This window comes from Bradyrhizobium canariense (assembly GCF_900105125.1).
Lineage (GTDB): Bacteria > Pseudomonadota > Alphaproteobacteria > Rhizobiales > Xanthobacteraceae > Bradyrhizobium > Bradyrhizobium canariense_A.
This window is the reverse complement of sequence record NZ_LT629750.1, coordinates 5475536-5492648: the sequence shown is the minus strand read 5'-3', so window position 1 is coordinate 5492648 and position 17113 is coordinate 5475536. Positions and strand designations below refer to the sequence as shown.

The 17113-nt window shown below is 62.6% G+C and carries 17 protein-coding genes; 16 read left to right on the top strand and 1 reads right to left on the bottom strand.

Features of this window, described 5'->3' with window-relative positions; genetic code table 11:
• Window positions 1-105 precede the first annotated feature (105 nt).
• The 4 genes from murJ (at window position 106) to BLV09_RS26090 (ending at window position 4064) form a co-directional block, all read left to right on the top strand.
• The gene (gene murJ / locus BLV09_RS26105) at window positions 106-1665 is read left to right on the top strand and encodes a murein biosynthesis integral membrane protein MurJ (RefSeq protein ID WP_146689426.1); all 1560 of its coding nucleotides are present in this window, start codon (window positions 106-108) and stop codon (window positions 1663-1665) included.
• A gap of 44 nt (window positions 1666-1709) precedes the next feature.
• Window positions 1710-2762, top strand: coding sequence for a tryptophan--tRNA ligase (gene trpS / locus BLV09_RS26100; protein WP_146689425.1), 1053 nt, complete (start codon window positions 1710-1712; stop codon window positions 2760-2762).
• Window positions 2763-2853: 91 nt separating this feature from the next.
• Window positions 2854-3348 carry a universal stress protein gene (locus tag BLV09_RS26095; protein ID WP_146689424.1) on the top strand — a complete coding sequence of 165 codons (495 nt, stop codon included), beginning with the start codon at window positions 2854-2856 and terminating at the stop codon, window positions 3346-3348.
• A 146-nt stretch (window positions 3349-3494) separates the two neighbouring features.
• Window positions 3495-4064, top strand: a complete 570-nt coding sequence (locus BLV09_RS26090; RefSeq protein ID WP_100385121.1) for a NifU family protein — start codon at window positions 3495-3497, stop codon at window positions 4062-4064.
• A gap of 47 nt (window positions 4065-4111) precedes the next feature.
• Here BLV09_RS26090 and BLV09_RS26085 read toward each other — a convergent pair whose 3' ends face one another.
• On the bottom strand, window positions 4112-5791 hold the full coding sequence (locus BLV09_RS26085; protein WP_146689423.1) for a methyl-accepting chemotaxis protein: 1680 nt from the start codon (window positions 5789-5791) through the stop codon (window positions 4112-4114).
• A gap of 272 nt (window positions 5792-6063) precedes the next feature.
• On the opposite strand from BLV09_RS26085, the gene tsaB reads away from it, so the two are divergent.
• The 12 genes from tsaB (at window position 6064) to BLV09_RS26025 (ending at window position 17019) form a co-directional block, all read left to right on the top strand.
• Window positions 6064-6762 (top strand): tRNA (adenosine(37)-N6)-threonylcarbamoyltransferase complex dimerization subunit type 1 TsaB, encoded by a 699-nt coding sequence (tsaB, locus tag BLV09_RS26080; protein ID WP_146689422.1) that lies wholly within the window; start codon window positions 6064-6066, stop codon window positions 6760-6762.
• On the top strand, window positions 6759-7244 hold the full coding sequence (gene rimI / locus BLV09_RS26075; RefSeq protein ID WP_146689421.1) for a ribosomal protein S18-alanine N-acetyltransferase: 486 nt from the start codon (window positions 6759-6761) through the stop codon (window positions 7242-7244). Before tsaB ends, rimI begins: the two co-directional genes overlap by 4 nt.
• Before the next feature lie 153 nt (window positions 7245-7397).
• The gene (locus BLV09_RS26070) at window positions 7398-7847 is read left to right on the top strand and encodes a Fur family transcriptional regulator (protein WP_100385117.1); all 450 of its coding nucleotides are present in this window, start codon (window positions 7398-7400) and stop codon (window positions 7845-7847) included.
• A 5-nt stretch (window positions 7848-7852) separates the two neighbouring features.
• Complete coding sequence (locus BLV09_RS26065; RefSeq protein WP_146689420.1) at window positions 7853-8551, top strand: HAD family hydrolase; 699 nt, start codon at window positions 7853-7855, stop codon at window positions 8549-8551.
• Between the two features lie 55 nt (window positions 8552-8606).
• Window positions 8607-10028, top strand: a complete 1422-nt coding sequence (gene miaB / locus BLV09_RS26060; RefSeq protein WP_146689419.1) for a tRNA (N6-isopentenyl adenosine(37)-C2)-methylthiotransferase MiaB — start codon at window positions 8607-8609, stop codon at window positions 10026-10028.
• 4 nt (window positions 10029-10032) lie between these two features.
• A complete protein-coding gene (locus BLV09_RS26055) occupies window positions 10033-11088 on the top strand; it encodes a PhoH family protein (protein WP_146689418.1) in 1056 nt (351 codons plus the stop codon).
• A gap of 86 nt (window positions 11089-11174) precedes the next feature.
• Window positions 11175-11663, top strand: coding sequence for an rRNA maturation RNase YbeY (gene ybeY, locus BLV09_RS26050; RefSeq protein ID WP_433994358.1), 489 nt, complete (start codon window positions 11175-11177; stop codon window positions 11661-11663).
• A 1-nt stretch (window position 11664) separates the two neighbouring features.
• Window positions 11665-12783 carry a hemolysin family protein gene (locus BLV09_RS26045; RefSeq protein ID WP_167558884.1) on the top strand — a complete coding sequence of 373 codons (1119 nt, stop codon included), beginning with the start codon at window positions 11665-11667 and terminating at the stop codon, window positions 12781-12783.
• The gene (gene lnt, locus BLV09_RS26040; RefSeq protein WP_146689416.1) at window positions 12780-14393 is read left to right on the top strand and encodes an apolipoprotein N-acyltransferase; all 1614 of its coding nucleotides are present in this window, start codon (window positions 12780-12782) and stop codon (window positions 14391-14393) included. Before BLV09_RS26045 ends, lnt begins: the two co-directional genes overlap by 4 nt.
• A gap of 247 nt (window positions 14394-14640) precedes the next feature.
• The gene (locus BLV09_RS26035; protein WP_100385111.1) at window positions 14641-15057 is read left to right on the top strand and encodes a helix-turn-helix domain-containing protein; all 417 of its coding nucleotides are present in this window, start codon (window positions 14641-14643) and stop codon (window positions 15055-15057) included.
• Window positions 15058-15148: 91 nt separating this feature from the next.
• Window positions 15149-16282, top strand: coding sequence for a M20 family metallopeptidase (locus tag BLV09_RS26030; RefSeq protein ID WP_146689415.1), 1134 nt, complete (start codon window positions 15149-15151; stop codon window positions 16280-16282).
• Window positions 16279-17019, top strand: coding sequence for a tRNA (guanine(46)-N(7))-methyltransferase TrmB (locus BLV09_RS26025; RefSeq protein ID WP_146689414.1), 741 nt, complete (start codon window positions 16279-16281; stop codon window positions 17017-17019). Before BLV09_RS26030 ends, BLV09_RS26025 begins: the two co-directional genes overlap by 4 nt.
• Window positions 17020-17113 lie beyond the last annotated feature (94 nt).

Below are 17113 nucleotides of genomic sequence, written 5' to 3'. Positions count from 1 at the left end.
AATTGCGGTGTGGCGAGGAATCCGATTTTACTCGGGTTTGCGAAAGGTGCTGGGGCCTATCACGACAGGCCCTGCGGCAGCAAGCAATGGTGTTGTAAACGCCTTATGATCCGCTCCTTCCTCACGGTATCGACGGGAACGCTGGCCTCGCGGCTGCTCGGCTTCGTGCGCGACGCCATGATCGCGGCGCTGCTGGGCGCAGGCCCGGTCGCGGATGCGTTTCTGGTGGCGTTTCAACTGGTCAATGTCGTCAGGCGGCTGTTGAGCGAGGGCGCCTTGAACGCGGCGCTGGTGCCGGCCTGGCTGCAGGTGCGCGAGACCGATGGTCCGGCCGCTGCGGCCGCCTTTGCCGGGCGCGTGCTCGGCACCGTCAGCGCGGCGCTGATCGTGGCGGCGGGGTTGATCGGGCTGTTGATGCCGCTTGTGATCGCCACGCTCGCACCGGGGTTTGTCGGACATGAGACGCTGAAGTCCGCGGTCGACGACGCCCGGTTGATGCTGCCCTATCTGGCCTTTGCCGGGCCGGTCACGGTGATGATGGCGCTGTTGAACGCGCAGGGCCGCTTTACGCTCACGGCGTTCTCGCCGCTGCTGTTCAACATCGCCTTGATCGGCGTGATGGTTGCCCTGCTTGGCTGGCGGCAGGACGGGGCGCATGCCGCGCTGGCGATCGCAGCGACGGTCGGCGTCGCCGGTTTACTGCAATTGCTGATTCTGGTCATGCGCCGTGATGCCGGCGCCGCAAGGCCGTTGCGCGTCACGTTTGACGCGCAGATGCGCGGCTTTCTCGGCAAGGCCGTGCCCGGCATGATTGCGAGCGCGGGACCGCAACTGCTGATCGTCACCGGCGCCATCGTCGCATCAGCGTCGCCCTCGGCGGTGTCATGGCTCTATTTCGCCAATCGCCTGATCGAGCTGCCGCTCGGCATTGTCGGTGTCGCCATGGGCACGGTGCTGGTGCCGGAGCTGACACGCGCGCTGCGCCGCGATGACAAGCCATCGATGATATCAGCCGAGTCGCGCGGCCTGGAACTCGCTGTCGGACTGGCGCTGCCGGCGACATTGGGATTGATCGCGCTGAGCGAGCCGATCGTGCGGATGCTGTTCCAGCACGGCCTGTTTACCCCCGATGATACCGAAGGCACGGCGCGGGCGCTGATATGGCTCGCGCTTGGCCTGCCCGCTCATGTGCTGGTCAAGGCATTGTCGCCGGCATTCTTTGCCCGCAACGATACCGCCGCGCCGCTCTGGGCAACGCTCAAGGCCATCGCGGTCGCAATCGCCGCGGCTCTGATCTGCGGCCGGTTGTTCGGCGCCAGCGGCATCGCCGCCGCCATCGCGCTCGGGGCATGGAGCAATGCGTTCTCGTTGATGCGGCGCGGCGCCGCGACGTTCGGTTTCTCCGTCGATACCGAGGCGCGCCGGCGGTTGCCGCGCATTGCCTTGGCGGCGCTGGCCATGGGCGGCCTGCTGTGGGCGATGACGCGGCTTGCGCTGGCGCAGAACACCGATGGCCATGGGCTCGCGCAGGCTCTTATCCTGCTTGTTCTGATTGCCGGCGGGATCGCGGTTTACAGCCTCCTGCTAAGCCTGTTCGGCGTAACCGGCTGGCGCGAGGCGCTTGACGCCGTCCGGCGCACGCCGCCGGGCGACTTGCGTGCGTGAGGTGCGCGTGGCAAACGACGGCGCATAACAGCAGGAAATTGACTATGGCGATCGTTGAACGGGTTTTTTCGGGCGTCCAGCCGACGGGCAATTTGCACCTCGGCAATTACCTCGGCGCGATTGTTAACTTCGTAAAACTGCAGGAGACGCACAACTGCCTCTATTGCGTCGTCGACATGCACGCCCTGACGCAGCCGGTATCGGTCTGGGGCGGCCCAACCGAACTCGCGCGCAACACGCGGGAAGTGACCGCAGCCTTTATCGCCAGCGGCATCGATCCGAAGAAGCACATCGTCTTCAACCAGAGCCAGGTGTCCGGGCATGCGGAGCTGGCATGGATCTTCAATTGCGTGGCGCGGATCGGCTGGCTCAACCGCATGACGCAGTTCAAGGAAAAGGCTGGCAAGGATCGCGAGAATGCCTCGGTTGGTCTCTATGATTATCCGGTGCTGATGGCGGCCGACATTCTGCTCTATCGCGCCACCCATGTGCCGGTTGGCGAGGACCAGAAGCAGCATCTCGAACTGGCGCGCGATATCGCGCAAAAATTCAACAATGATTTCGTGGACTCGATCCGCGGTCACGGCTTTTCCGACGGATTGTTTTTTCCCCAGCCGGAGCCGCTGATCACGGGGCCCGCGACGCGGGTGATGAGCCTGCGCGACGGCACCAAGAAAATGTCGAAGTCCGATTCATCGGACAATTCGCGCATCAACCTCACCGACGATGCCGACACCATCGCGCAGAAGATCCGAAAGGCGAAGACCGATCCGGAGCCGCTGCCATCGGAGGAAAAGGGTCTTGAGCCGCGACCCGAGGCCGACAATCTCGTCGGGATCTACGCCGCGCTCTCGGGCCGCAGCAAATCCGACGTACTGCACGAATTCGGCGGCGGGCAGTTCTCCAGCTTCAAGAATGCGCTGGTTGAACTTTGCGTTACAAAACTCTCGCCGATTGCATCCGAAATGAAGCGGCTGGTGGCGGATCCCGGCCATGTCGACTCGATCCTGATCGACGGCGCCGACCGCGCCCGCGCCATCGCTCATGAAACCATGCAGGCGACAAAGGATATCGTCGGTTTCATTCGCAAGTCCTGACTGGCGGCGCACAGGTCTCAGCGTCCCCGCTTGTCGAGGGCGGTCGCGCCGTGGCAGCATGCGGGCTGCTTGACAGAGCCTCGGGACGCGCATGACCACTCAGCGGCGAAGTTACGAGACCGGTCACAAGCCAAAATGTCTCGTCATCGTTGACGAAACCACCGAATGGGACCGCGCGGTCTATTATGCCAGCCGCTGGGCGGTCAGGATCGGCGGCGGCGTGGTGATGTTGCGCATCATCGAAATCGAGGACCAGAACCAGCAATGGCTCGGGGTCGCCGACATCATGCGGGCCGAGGCGCATGAGGATGCCGATGCTGCGCTCGATCGCGCGTCCGGCCGCGCCAACGGTATTGCCGCGATCACGCCGGAACGGGTCATCCGCGAGGGCGATCCGATCGAGCAGATCCTCGACGTCATCGACAAGGACGTCGACATTACGATGCTGGTGCTGGCAGCCAACCCCGGCCCCGAGGGTCCCGGCCCGATCATCACCATGACGGTCGGCGTGGTTGGTTCGTTCCCCATTCCCGTCGTCGTCGTGCCCGGCGATCTCAGCGATGCGGACATCGACGCGCTGTCTTGAGGTCTTGCTTAAAGGGCGCTCGGTCGTAAGCCCCGGATAAGCTTACAAAACTGCCCGTCCGCGCCCCTTGATCGTGCGTTTGCCGTCGCCATCTGCTAGGGAGGAGCCACGCGCCGGCCTTGAACCGGCGACGCCGGAGAAAACAGATGTTCATTCAGACCGAAGCCACCCCAAATCCCGCTACCCTGAAATTCATTCCCGGCCGCGTCGTGCTGGACAGCGGCACCATGGAATTTGCCGACCGCGAAGCCGCCGCACGCTCGCCGCTTGCCGAAAAACTGTTCGGCGTGCCCGGCGTCACCGGGGTGTTTTACGGTTCCGACTTTGTCACCGTGACCAAGGACGACAGCGACTGGCAGCATCTCAAGCCCGCGATCCTCGGCGCCATCATGGAACACTACATGTCCGGCGCGCCGCTGCTCGCCGACGGCAGCGCGGCAAGCGATGAAGCGGCCGACGAGGAAGACGAATTCTTCAACGAAAACGACGCTGAGACGGTGGCGACGATCAAGGACCTGATCGAAACCAGGGTGCGCCCGGCAGTCGCCAGCGACGGCGGCGACATCACGTTCCGCGGCTTCAAGGACGGCGTCGTCTATCTCAACATGAAGGGCTCGTGCGCCGGCTGCCCGTCATCCACCGCGACGCTGCAGCACGGCATCCAGAACCTGCTTAGGCATTTCGTGCCCGACGTGGTCGAAGTCCGGCCGATGTGATTCCTCATATCGAGGAGGTCGGCTCGAGGAGGTCGGCCGGAATCGAGTTAAGCCGCCTGCCCGATGTCGGCGGCTTCCGCCGCCGCGCGTTGCATGCCCGCGGACATTTCGCTTGTGACCACGCTTTGCTCCTCGACCGCCGCTGCGGTCGATGTCACGTACTGGCTGACGTCCTGAATGGCCTTTTTGATCGAATTCAGGGCGTTCACGACGTCGCTGGAAATGCCGTTCAGGTTGCCGATTTCTTGGCCGATCTTGTCGGTGGCCTGCTTCGCCTGGTTGGCGAGATTCTTGACTTCAGCCGCAACGACGGCGAAGCCGCGTCCCGCCTCACCGGCCCGCGCTGATTCAATGGTGGCGTTGAGCGCCAGCAGGTTGATCTGGCCGGTGATATCGCCAATCAACTGGACAATGCTGCTCATCGACTCGGCCGCCTCGCTGAGACGCTGCGCCTGCTGATCGGCGGACTCGACCCGGTCAACGGCTGTGAGCGCCGTTTCCTTTGATTTGGTCATGGCTTCGGAGATCTCGCGGACCGAGGCGTTCAATTCCTCGGCGCCGGCGGCGACCGACTCCATCATGCCGCGAACCTTTTCGCTCCTCTTTCGCGCGATCACCTGAGCGGTGGTATCGGAAGCATATTTCACCACCTTGTACGGCTTGCCGTTCAGATCGCGGATCGGATTATACGACGCCTGTATCCAGATTTCGCGGCCGCCCTTGCCGATGCGGCAATATTCGCCCGACTGGAATTCGCCGCGATTGAGGTTCGCCCAGAATTCGCGATAGGCGGCGCTGTCGCGCTCGGCCGGCGGCACGAACATGCTGTGATGCCTGCCCACGATTTCGGCGAGCGAATAGCCAAGCGCGTTCAGGAAGTTTTCGTTGGCGGTGAGAACCTTGCCGTCCATGCCGAATTCGATCACCGCCTGCGACTTGCCGATCGCTTCGATCTGCCCGGCAAAGTTGGCCGTCTTGAGCTTCTGTTCGCTGACGTCGGAGGCAAATTTCACCACCTTGAAAGGCTTGCCGGCTTCGTCGAGGATCGGGTTGTAGGAAGCAAGTATCCAGACCTCCTTGCCGCCCTTGCCAAGCCGCTTGTACTCCGCCGACTGGAATTCGCCGCGATTAAGGTTCGCCCAGAATTCCCGGTAGGCCGCGCTGTCGCGCTCGGCGGACGCCACGAACATGCTGTGGTGCTTGCCCTGGATTTCGGCGAGCGAATAGCCGAGCGCGTGGAGAAAATTGTCGTTGGCCGTGAGGATGGTACCGTCGAGGTTGAACTCGATCACCGCCTGCGCGCGACCGATCGCGGCAATTTTCCCCGCGTCTTCCATGCCGCGAATTTTCTGCGCGGTGATATCGGTGGCAAACTTGATGACTTTGACGGGCTTGTTGCCACTATCCAGGATCGGATTGTAGGACGCTTGGATCCAGACCTCCCGGCCCCCCTTGCCGATACGCTTGTATTCCGCGGCCTGATGGTTTCCACGGTTGAGGGCGGCCCAGAACGCGCGATAGTCGGCGCTGTTGCGCATCTCAGGTGGAACGAACATGCTATGATGCTTGCCCTGGATCTCGTCGAGGCGATATCCAAGCGCGTCGAGGAAATTCTGGTTGGCCGTGACGATCGTGCCATCCATGTTGAATTCAATCACTGCCTGCGATTTGCTGATCGCGGCCGCCAGTGCATTGCGCGCTGCCGAATCGTTTCGCCACAAAGACATAAAAAAATTCCCTCTACCTAATGGGAACGAGCGTGGCTTGATCTGCCGAAAATGCATCGTCCGAACCCAAACGGTTCGCTTTGCTCGCAGCATAGAGTTACACAGCGTGGCTAATTTTTGATTAATCTCCTATAATTTCAATGGCTTAGTATCATAGAAGTTGTATAATATCGCACAAGCGTCGAAAATGGGGTGCACAGATGATGGAGCATATTCGCGGTGATTGAAGCTCCAGGCGCATGCGCTGGGTTCAAGGGGGATAGGTCTACGGCATGCTGATCCTTGCCATCGATACCGCGCTCGATGCCTGCGCGGCGGCCTTGCTCGACACTGACGCCAGCGAAGTAATCGCGCAGGAATCGCAGGCGATGAAGCGCGGCCATGCCGAGGCCTTGATGCCGCTGATCGCGCGCGTGATGAAAGAATCCGGCGTGGCCTTTACAGCGCTCGATCGGATCGCCGTCACCACCGGCCCCGGCAGTTTCACCGGATTGCGGGTCGGCATCTCCGCCGCGCGCGGCATTGCACTCGCCGCGGCCAGACCGGTGGTGGGATTGACCACGCTGACGGCGTATGCGGCGCCCATCGTTAGCCTAGGCCGCGAACAACCGGTCATTTCTGCGATCGATGCGCGGCATGACCATGTGTATTTTCAGGTGGTAGGCGGCGATGGCAGCCCTTTGATCCGGCCGCGCGTCGCGCCGATAGAGGAAGCACTCGGCGCATCGCGATTCGGGTCACCGCATCTGGTCGGCAACGCCGCCAAGATCCTTGCCGATCGCTGGCCGGCGGATGCGCCGCCACCGTACAAGGTCGATTCGCAGCCGGCGCCCGATATCGCCTGGATCGCGTGGCTGGGGGCCGCGGTCAGTCCGGACACCGCGCCTGCGCGGCCCTTTTATCTGCGCGCCCCGGACGCCAAGCCGTCCAAAGATCCGCTGCATCATGCTTCGCAGCCCATTGCATCATGATGGCATGGCTCTCTGAATTGTGGAGCGGCGGCACAGCCGCCGTCGAACCCGCAGGCCTGCGCGATGCGGCGCGGCTGGCGCAACTGCACGGCGCCTCGTTTCATCGCGGATGGGGCGAAGGTGAATTCGAGGCCATGCTGAGCGAGCGCAACACGCTGATTCATCGCCTCAAGCTCGGACGAAAGATCATCGGCTTTGCGGTTTCCCGCATGGCCGCGGACGAGGCCGAAATACTGTCTATCGCCATCGACACCGATCACCGCGGCCGTGGCCTCTCCCGCAATCTCCTGCTGACCCATCTCGGACATCTGGCGGGCCACGGCATACGCACCATATTCCTCGAGGTCGAAGAAAATAATCAGCCGGCGCGAAAGCTCTATGAACGGGCCGGATTCACCGTCGTTGGGCGCCGCGAGCGCTATTATCAGCAGCCCGGCGGGGAACAATTGAATGCGCTTCTGATGCGCCGCGACTTGTCGTAAACTGCGCACGGTGGCAGAACAGCCAGAGCGCGATCAGCCGGAATGGGGCACCGTTTTGCGCCCGATCGCGCTCTAAACTATAAAACGGTGCATAATCTTATCGCCAACCCGCATACGCTTTGGCGGATCATGCGCTTCTCCAGGGCCAATTGTATGACCGCACTGAAACCCTCGTCTGCGCCCAACGCCACCGGAATTGAGGCGCGCTGCGCTGCCACCGGCATGCGCATGACCGAGCAGCGCCGGGTTATCGCGCGCGTGCTGGCGGAAGCCGTGGATCATCCCGATGTCGAGGAGCTGTACCGCCGCTGCGTCGCGGTCGACGACAAGATCTCGATCTCGACGGTCTACCGTACGGTCAAGCTGTTCGAGGATGCCGGCATCATCGAACGGCACGATTTTCGCGAGGGCCGCGCCCGCTACGAGCAGATGCGCGACAGCCACCACGACCACCTGATCAATCTGCGCGACGGCAAGGTGATCGAATTCACCTCCGAGGAGATTGAAAAGCTGCAGGCCGAAATCGCCCGCAAGCTCGGTTACAAGCTGGTCGATCACCGGCTGGAACTGTATTGCGTGCCGCTCGACGACGACAAGTCCTAAGCCGGGTGCAGCTCGATCTCATCATCTTCGATTGCGACGGCGTGCTGGTCGACAGCGAGGTCATTTCATGTCGCGCCCATGCGGAAGTGCTGAGCCGCCACGGCTATCCGATCAATGCCGAGCAGGTGTTCCGGCGTTTTCTCGGAAGATCGACGCGCCAAGCGAATCTCGAAATCGAGGCTGAACTCGGCCGCAGCCTGCCCGACGACTACCATGCGCAATTGCAGGACGAGTTGTTCCGCGCGTTCGAAGCTGACCTCGAAGCGGTGCCCCACATCGCTCGGGCGCTTGACGCCATCGCGCAGCCGGTCTGCGTAGCATCGAGCGGCTCGCAGCAGCGCATGCGTGTCAGCCTCGGCCGCGCCGGACTTTACGATCGCTTCGCGCCGAACATTTTCTCCGCCTCGCAGGTGGCCAAGGGCAAACCTGCACCGGATCTGTTTCTGTTTGCCGCCGCACAGATGAAGGTGCCGCCCGGCCGATGTCTCGTCATCGAGGACAGCATTGCCGGCATCGCCGGCGCCCTTGCCGCCGGGATGACCGTGCTCGGCTTTCACGGCGGCAGCCACTGCCGGCCCGGCTATGCCGAGGAGCTGCGTGCCGCCGGGACCCACATCACGTTTGGCGACATGCGGCAATTGCCCGCGCTGATCGCTCAAATCGAGCAAAATCAGCGGTTGGTCGCTGGATTTTCAGCGCTTTAGCCTATAATTGACCACGCGCCGCATTGGCGCCATGTCCGCCCAGCAATCAGGTTCCATGAAGCCGCCGCGCAAGCTGCATATCAAGTCATATGGCTGCCAGATGAACGTCTACGATGCGCAACGCATGGTGGACACGCTGGCACCGGAAGGCTTTGTCGAGACATCAAGCGTTGATGACGCGGATCTGGTGATCCTCAACACCTGTCACATCCGCGAAAAGGCCTCCGAGAAAGTCTATTCGGAACTCGGCCGGCTGCGCCTCGTCAAGGACGAAGCCGCGCGCAACGGCCGTCAGATGAACATCGCGGTGGCCGGCTGCGTCGCGCAGGCCGAAGGCGACGAGATCATCCGCCGCGCGCCGGCTGTCGATGTGGTAGTCGGTCCGCAAAGTTACCATCATCTGCCGCAACTCCTGGCGCACGCGAAGCGCCACGGCCGTGCGCTGGAAACCGAATTCCCCGTCGAAGACAAGTTCGGATTCCTGGCGCCGCCAAAACCCGCGGCGATCCGTGCGCGCGGCATTTCATCCTTCGTGACAGTGCAGGAAGGCTGCGACAAGTTCTGCACCTTCTGCGTCGTGCCCTATACGCGCGGCGCCGAAGTGTCGCGGCCGGTGAGCAAGATCGTCGACGACGTCCGCAGGCTCACTGAGAATGGCGTTTGCGAGATCACCCTGATCGGACAGAACGTCAATGCCTATCATGGCGAAGGACCTGAGGGGCGGATCTGGTCGCTCGGCAACCTGCTGCATCATCTCGCCGGGCTTCCCGGCGTCATGCGGCTGCGTTATTCGACCAGCCATCCCCGCGATGTCGACGAGACGCTGATCGAAGCGCATCGCGACCTTCCGGCGCTGATGCCGTTCGTGCATCTTCCGGTGCAATCCGGTTCGGACCGGATTCTCGCGGCGATGAACCGCAAACATACCGCCGATGAATACCGCCGTGTCATCGACCGATTTCGAGCGGTACGGCAAGACATTGCATTTTCATCGGATTTTATCGTGGGCTTCCCCGGCGAAACCGAGGAAGATTTTGCCGCGACCCTCGCTCTCGTCACACAAATCGGATACGCTGGGGCTTATTCGTTCAAGTATTCGCCGCGGCCAGGGACGCCAGCGGCGGACCTGCGGGAGACGGTGTCAGCGGCTGAGATGGACGAGCGATTGGTGCGGCTCCAGGAATTGATCGACAGCCAGCAATCGGCCTTCAATCAGGCTGCGATTGGCAGCACGGTCGACGTGCTGTTCGAACGCGCCGCCCGCAATCCCGGCCAGATCGTCGGCCGTACCGCCTATCTGCAACCGGCGCATGTGATGGCCTCGCCAGACATCATCGGAAAAATATTGCCGGTGACGATCGAAAGCCTCGAGCGCTACAGCCTGCTCGGAAAGCTTGCACCCTCTGTCGGTGCGCCGCCGGCACAAGCTGCGCCTGCCCAGATCATCGCCTCTTCTCAAATGACATCGGGAGCCTGAACCCTTGCCCAAAAGCGCATCGGATTCGCCCTCACTCGCTCCCAGCCGCAAAATCGACCGCGACATGCAAATTCCACCCGACACGCAGGTCGTCATCGACTTCGACGATAACAGGGCAGCGTCGGCGCTGGTCGGTCCCTACGGACAGAACCTGGCGCTGATCGAGCGCAGGCTTAACGTCGTGGTCGATTCGCGCGGCAATCACATCACCATCGCCGGATCGCGCGACGGCTGCGATGCCGCGCGCCGCGTGCTGGAGACGCTGTACGCGCATGCGACGCAGGGACATGACCTGGCGCAAGGCGACGTCGAAGGCGCGATCCGCGCCGTGCTCGCGCAAGGTTCGCTGTTCGAATTCGACGCCAAATCAGCCAAATCGGCGTTCGAGACCATCAACTTGCGCAAGCGCCCGGTGCGGGCGCGCACGGCGGCGCAGGACGCTTACATTCGCGCGCTCAAGCGCCACGAACTGGTGTTCGGCGTCGGCCCCGCCGGCACCGGCAAGACCTGGCTTGCGGTGGCCCATGCCGCGCAATTGTTCGAGCGCAAGGAAGTCGACCGCATCATTCTGTCGCGTCCCGCGGTGGAAGCCGGCGAGCGGCTGGGCTTCCTGCCCGGCGATCTGCGCGAGAAGGTCGATCCGTACCTGCGGCCGATCTATGATGCGTTGTACGACCTGATGGATTCCCGGATCGTCGAGCGCGCGCTGCAAGCCGGCGAAATCGAGATCGCGCCGCTCGCCTTCATGCGCGGCCGGACCTTGACCAACGCCGCCATCATCCTTGACGAGGCGCAGAACACAACTTCCATGCAGATGAAGATGTTCCTGACGCGGCTTGGCGAAAACAGCCGCATGATCATCACCGGCGATCCCAGTCAGGTCGATCTGCCGCCCGGCCAGACTTCCGGTCTCGCCGAAGCCGCGAAACTGCTCGATGGTGTCGAGGGTATCGCGCAGGTAAAATTCACGGCCGAGGACGTGATCCGCCATGAACTGGTGGCGCGGATCGTCGCCGCCTATGAGGGATTGCCGCAACGGCCGGCAACCGGCAAAGCTTGATCCTAAATTCTTCCGCCGGGAGCGCGACGCGCGCTCATTCCGGCCACCATAGAAATTCTGATCCAATGGCGTCTTCTGTTCTTCCCATGACCGAGGTTCTCGTTGTCGCCGAGTGCTGGCGCAACGAGGCTGAGGCCGAAGCGGTGATCCATCGCGCCATCGCGGCCGCGGCCGAGTTCGCCGACGCCGATACTGGCGAAGCCGAGCTCGCGGTCATGCTGACCGACGATGCCGGCATTCGCACGCTCAACAGCAACTGGCGCGGCATCGACAAGCCGACCAACGTGCTGTCGTTTCCCGCCCTGCAGCCAACCGGCCCGAGCGGCCCCGACGACGCGCCGCGCATGCTCGGCGACATCGCCATCGCCTATGAGACGATGTGCAAGGAGGCCAATGACGAACAAAAGCCGTTCGATCATCATCTGAGCCATTTGGCGGTGCACGGCTTCCTGCATTTGATCGGCTATGATCACGAAAACGACGGCGACGCCGAAATCATGGAGACCCTCGAGTCGAAGATTCTCGCGCAACTCGGCATTCCCGATCCATATACGGACCGGGAGCGGATGGACTGAGATGGCGGATTCCGAACCGACCCATGACAATCCGCGCAACACGCGCAACCTGCCGGCCGTGGTGCAGGACGGCGAAGTCATGCGTCCCACCGCCGACAGCTGGCTGATCCGTGCGATTCGTACGCTGTTCGGCTGGAAGGCGGGGTCGGTTCGCGATGACCTGCAAGTCGTGCTCGATGCGAGCACGCCCGATGACGTCGGCTTTTCGGCGGTCGAGCGCACCATGCTGCGCAATATCCTCGGCCTGCATGAGCGTCGCATCGCCGACGTCATGATCCACCGCGCCGATATCGTCGCGGTCAAGCGCGACATTCCGCTTGGCGAATTGATGAGCCTGTTCGAGAGCGCGGCGCATTCGCGTCTGGTGGTCTACAACGAGACACTCGACGATCCCGAAGGCATCGTTCACATTCGCGATCTGCTGGCGTTCATGACCGCGCGCGCGCGCGTCTCGGACACCGGCAAGGCCCGGCGCAAGAAGCCTTTTCCAGCCGGGCTCGATCTGCGCACAGTCGACCTCGCGTTGCCGCTCACGGACGCCCATATCATCCGCAAGCTGCTCTACGTGCCGCCGTCAATGCGGGCGATCGACCTGTTGGCGCAAATGCAGGCCTCGCGCATCCATCTCGCGCTGGTGGTCGACGAGTATGGCGGAACCGATGGTTTGGTGTCGATTGAGGACATCGTTGAACAGATCGTCGGTGAGATCGACGACGAGCATGACAGCGACGAACCACCATCGATCGTGCGACAGGCGGACAATTCATTCATCGCCGACGCGCGCGCCAGCCTCGACGATGTCCGCTCCGTGATCGGCGAGGATTTCGTTACCGGCGAAGCCGGCGAGGAAGTCGAAACGCTGGGCGGCTATCTCGTCAGCCATGTCGGCCGGCTGCCGGTGCGCGGCGAGGTCATTTCCGGTCCGGGCCAATACGAAATCGAGGTGCTCGACGCCGATCCGCGACGCGTCAAGCGCCTGCGCATCCGCCTGCGCAAGGAGCGTCCCGCGCCGCGGACGCAGCGCGAAACCCGTCGCCGCGAAACCACGCCGGAGCCGGGCCCTGCACAGGCCAATGACAATACCGCCCCGCCGCCCGGCGATGGAGCCGGCTCGCAGTGACACAACCAAATAAACTTCGCTCGGCCGGCCTGGCGATCATCCTGGCATGGGGCTGGAAGCGCGCCGCCATCGCGCTGATCGCAGGGGCGCTGTCGGCGCTCGCGATGGCGCCGTTCAACGCATGGCCGATTCTGTTTCTGACCCTCCCGGTGATGGTCTGGCTGATCGACGGTGCCGGCGCCGGACGCTGGCGCGGCGTACCGGCGGCCGCGATGGCCGGCTGGTGGTTCGGCCTCGGCTATTTCGTGCCGGGTCTGTACTGGATCGGCTACGCCTTCCTGGTCGATGCCTCGACCTTCGCGTGGCTGATGCCGTTCGCCGTATTGGGCCTGCCCGCCTATCTCGCGTTGTTCACCGCCTTCGGGTTCGGTCTGGCGCGCGCGATCTGGACCCGGGACGCTTCGCGCGTGATCGCGCTTGCGGCGACGCTGACGCTGAGCGAATGGCTGCGCGGCCATGTGCTGACGGGCTTTCCATGGAATACGTTCGGCTACGCACTAACCGAGCCGCTGGCGCTGGCGCAGACGGGATCGCTGATCGGCCTGTGGGGCCTGACATTTCTGAGCGTCGCGATCTTCGCAAGCCCGGCCGTGCTGATCGACGGGACTTCGCGCGGACGAAAACCATGGATTGCACCGGCGATCGCGCTGGCGTTGCTCGCCGCCATGGGAATTTTCGGCATCGTCCGCTTGACGCTGCGGCCGACCACACTGGTCGCCAACCTCAAGCTGCGGATCATGCAGCCCAACCTGCAGCAGGATGAACGTTTCAACTATTCCGCCAAGGCCGCGGTGATGCAGAAATATCTGGCGCTGTCCGATCGTGCGTCCGGACCGCAATCCACCGGCGTGCATGACGTCAACGTGCTGATCTGGCCGGAATCGGCATTTCCGTTTTTTCTGACGCGCGAGGCCGATGCGATGGCTGAGATTGCCGATCTCTTGCCCAAGGGCACGGTGCTGATCACGGGCGCAGTGCGCGCGCCCGATCTGCCGCCCGGCGTCAAGATCACGCGCGCCTATAATTCCATCTACGTCATCGATCACGACGGCAGCGTGCTGTCGGTCTACGACAAGCTGCATCTGGTGCCGTTCGGCGAATATCTGCCGTTCCAGGACTGGATGGAAAAGCTCGGCTTCGAGCAACTGACCAAGGTTCAGGGCGGATTCATTCCGGGCACGCGCCGCCGCACGCTGGACATCCCGCATGCGCCCCGCGCGCTACCTCTGATCTGTTATGAGGCCATCTTTCCCGGCGACGTTGCCGAACGCGGCGATCGGCCGGGCTGGATCGTCAACCTGACCAATGACGGCTGGTTTGGAATCTCGACCGGCCCCTATCAGCATTTGCAGCAGGTACGCCTGCGCGCGATCGAGGAAGGATTGCCCGTGGTGCGTGCAGCCAACACCGGCATTTCCGCCGTAATCGACCCAATGGGCCGAATTGTCGCGCGGCTCGGCCTCGGCCTCGAAGGCGTGCTCGATTCCAGCCTGCCGTCCGCGATTCCACCGACGATTTACGCACGCGTTGGCGACATTCCCGCCGCGATCTTCGTTGCCGCCGGCTTTATTTTCGTCATCCGGCGGCGTGTTGCGAAGCGCACTTCCTGACGCGTGCATCTTCATTTTTCGTTTTGGATGCCAGCCGAAAATACTGCCGCGCTGCACTCTGCCCGTTGACAGCAAAAATACCATTCGCAATCTGGCCACAGTAATGGAGAATAGATTCAGTCAATTAAGTTAAATTGGCTGTATTTCTCCCCGGCGCGCCGCACAGAATTTGACGGCGCCCAGTCTTCCCAAGGCCTGATCCATTTCGTGTTGCCTCAACCCTGGCTTGATCCAAGGAGTGTTAGCGATGTCGACCAAAGCGCCCAACCCTGTTGACAAATATGTCGGCAGTCGCGTGCGCATGCGCCGTATCATGCTGGGCATGAGCCAGGAAAAGCTCGGCGAAGCATTGGGACTAACCTTCCAGCAGGTGCAAAAATACGAGAAAGGCACCAACCGGGTTGGCGCCAGCCGCATTCAACAGATCTCCGAAATACTTCAGGTACCGGTATCGTTTTTGTTCGAGGGAGGCCCCAGCGGCACCGCGAGCGCTGAGGGCTTCGGCGAAGGCGCCTCGCCGAGTTATATTTCCGATTTCCTGGCCACCTCCGAAGGCCTCGCCTTGACCCGCGCCTTTACCCGCATCACCGATGCCAAGCTCCGGCGCAGCATTGTCGACATGGTCGAGCAGATCGCCGCGCGCGAAGGGCCCGACAAGCGCTGATACAAACCGTCATTTCGCCGCGCCATTGACGCAGTTGCGGTCGCGAGCGCATGACAACGGACCAAAACTCTCCGAAGACAGCGGCCTGCCGATGATTGCTTCCCCTCCCAATCCCTTCGATCCCAAACTCATCCTCGACGGCATCCGCCGCTGGGTCGAGATCGAAACGCCGACGGAGGCTCCCGAGCAGGTCAACAAGCTCGCGACCATCGTAGCGGACGGCTATCGCGATCTGCCTGCCACCATCGAGCGCGTGGCGGGACGCGATGGTTGCGGCGACCATCTCGTGGCGCGCTCGTCATGGGGGCAAAATGAGCCGGGCGTTCTGGTGCTGAGCCATATCGATACGGTGCACCCGATCGGATTCATCGAACGGCTGCCGTTTCGGATCGAAGGCGACAGTGCTTTCGGGCCGGGCATCTACGACATGAAGGGCGGAGCCTATCTCGCCTATCATGCGTTCCGGCAGGTTTGTGCGAGCGCCAAACGTTCGCCGCTCGGCATCACCCAGCTTTACGTCTCCGATGAAGAGATCGGCAGTCTGACGTCACGCGCGCTCATCGAGGCCGAGGGCCGCAAGGCAAAATATGTGCTGGTCACGGAGCCTGCCCGCGACGGTGGAAAAATCGTCACCGGGCGCAAGGGCGTCGCGCGCTTTGAGATCTTCATCAAAGGCGTTCCCGCTCATGCCGGCTCACGGCCCGAGGATGGCCGCAGCGCCATCCGCGAGCTCGCCAATGTCATTCAGACGCTGGAAGCGATGAACGACTTCAAGCGCGGCGTGACCGTCAATGTCGGTGTCGTCAGAGGCGGCACGCGGCCGAATGTGATTGCGGAGGAGGCTTATGCGGAAGTCGACATGCGCGTTCCGACCATGGCGGACGCCGAAGAACTCGTTCCCAGAATCCTGAACCTGAAATCGCAAACCGACGGCGTGAGCGTCAAAGTGGTCGGCAATTTGAACCGGCCGCCTTACGAGAAGGGTAACGCCGGCGCGGCTCTCTACGAGCACGCCAAAACGCTCGCCGCCGAACTCGGATTCGATCTGATCGATACCTCGACCGGCGGCGGCTCCGACGGCAATTTCACCGCGCCCCACACCGCGACGCTGGATGGTCTCGGGGTCGACGGCCAGGGCGCGCATACCCATTACGAGCAGATGTACATCTCCTCGATCGAACCGAGGGCGCGGTTGTTGCATCGGCTGTTTCAGACGCTGCGATGAACAGTGCCAGCCGCGATCCCGGAAATCGCGACGCATCGTCCGCCGACGACGCCATCCATACGCACGGTTCGTTTTTCGGCCGCCGCAAGGGCCATAAGCTCCGTCTCCATCAGGCCGACCTGATCGAGCATTTGCTGCCGCGGCTCGCGCTCGACATCAGCGGCCCCAGCCCGGCCGACCTTGCCGGCCTGTTCGACCGGGGTGTCGATGACGTCAGGCTTGAAATCGGATTCGGCGGCGGAGAACATCTGGTCGCCGAGGCGCTTGCCTTTCCGAATCTCGGATTCATCGGCTGCGAGCCCTATGTCAACGGCATGGCGAAAATCCTGGCGCAGATCGAAACCCGCAATATCGGCAATATCAGGCTGTTCGCCGGCGACGCCGCCGAATTGCTGGCCTGGGCGCCGCCGCATGCGCTGGCGCGGATCGATCTGATCCATCCCGATCCGTGGCCGAAGCGGCGGCACTGGAAGCGGCGCTTCGTGCAGGATGCAACCGTCGCTGCGATGGCGCGCATCCTGAGGCCGCACGGCGAATTCCGTTTTGTCAGCGATATCGCAGAGTATTGCGCGTGGACGCTGGCGCATCTCACGCGCTCTGCGGATTTCATCTGGACCGCAGAGCGGGCGTCCGACTGGCGTCTGCCATGGGCCGATTACACGATGACGCGATATGGCCACAAAGCCGAACGCGAAGGCCGCACGGCCGCGTATCTGCGATTTCGGAAAATCAGCTAGAGCGTTTTCGAGCGAAGTGGACGCCGGTTCGCGTGAAGAAAACGCGTCAAATTGAAGGTTAGAGCCTCGGTTCTGATTCAATCAGAACCGAAAG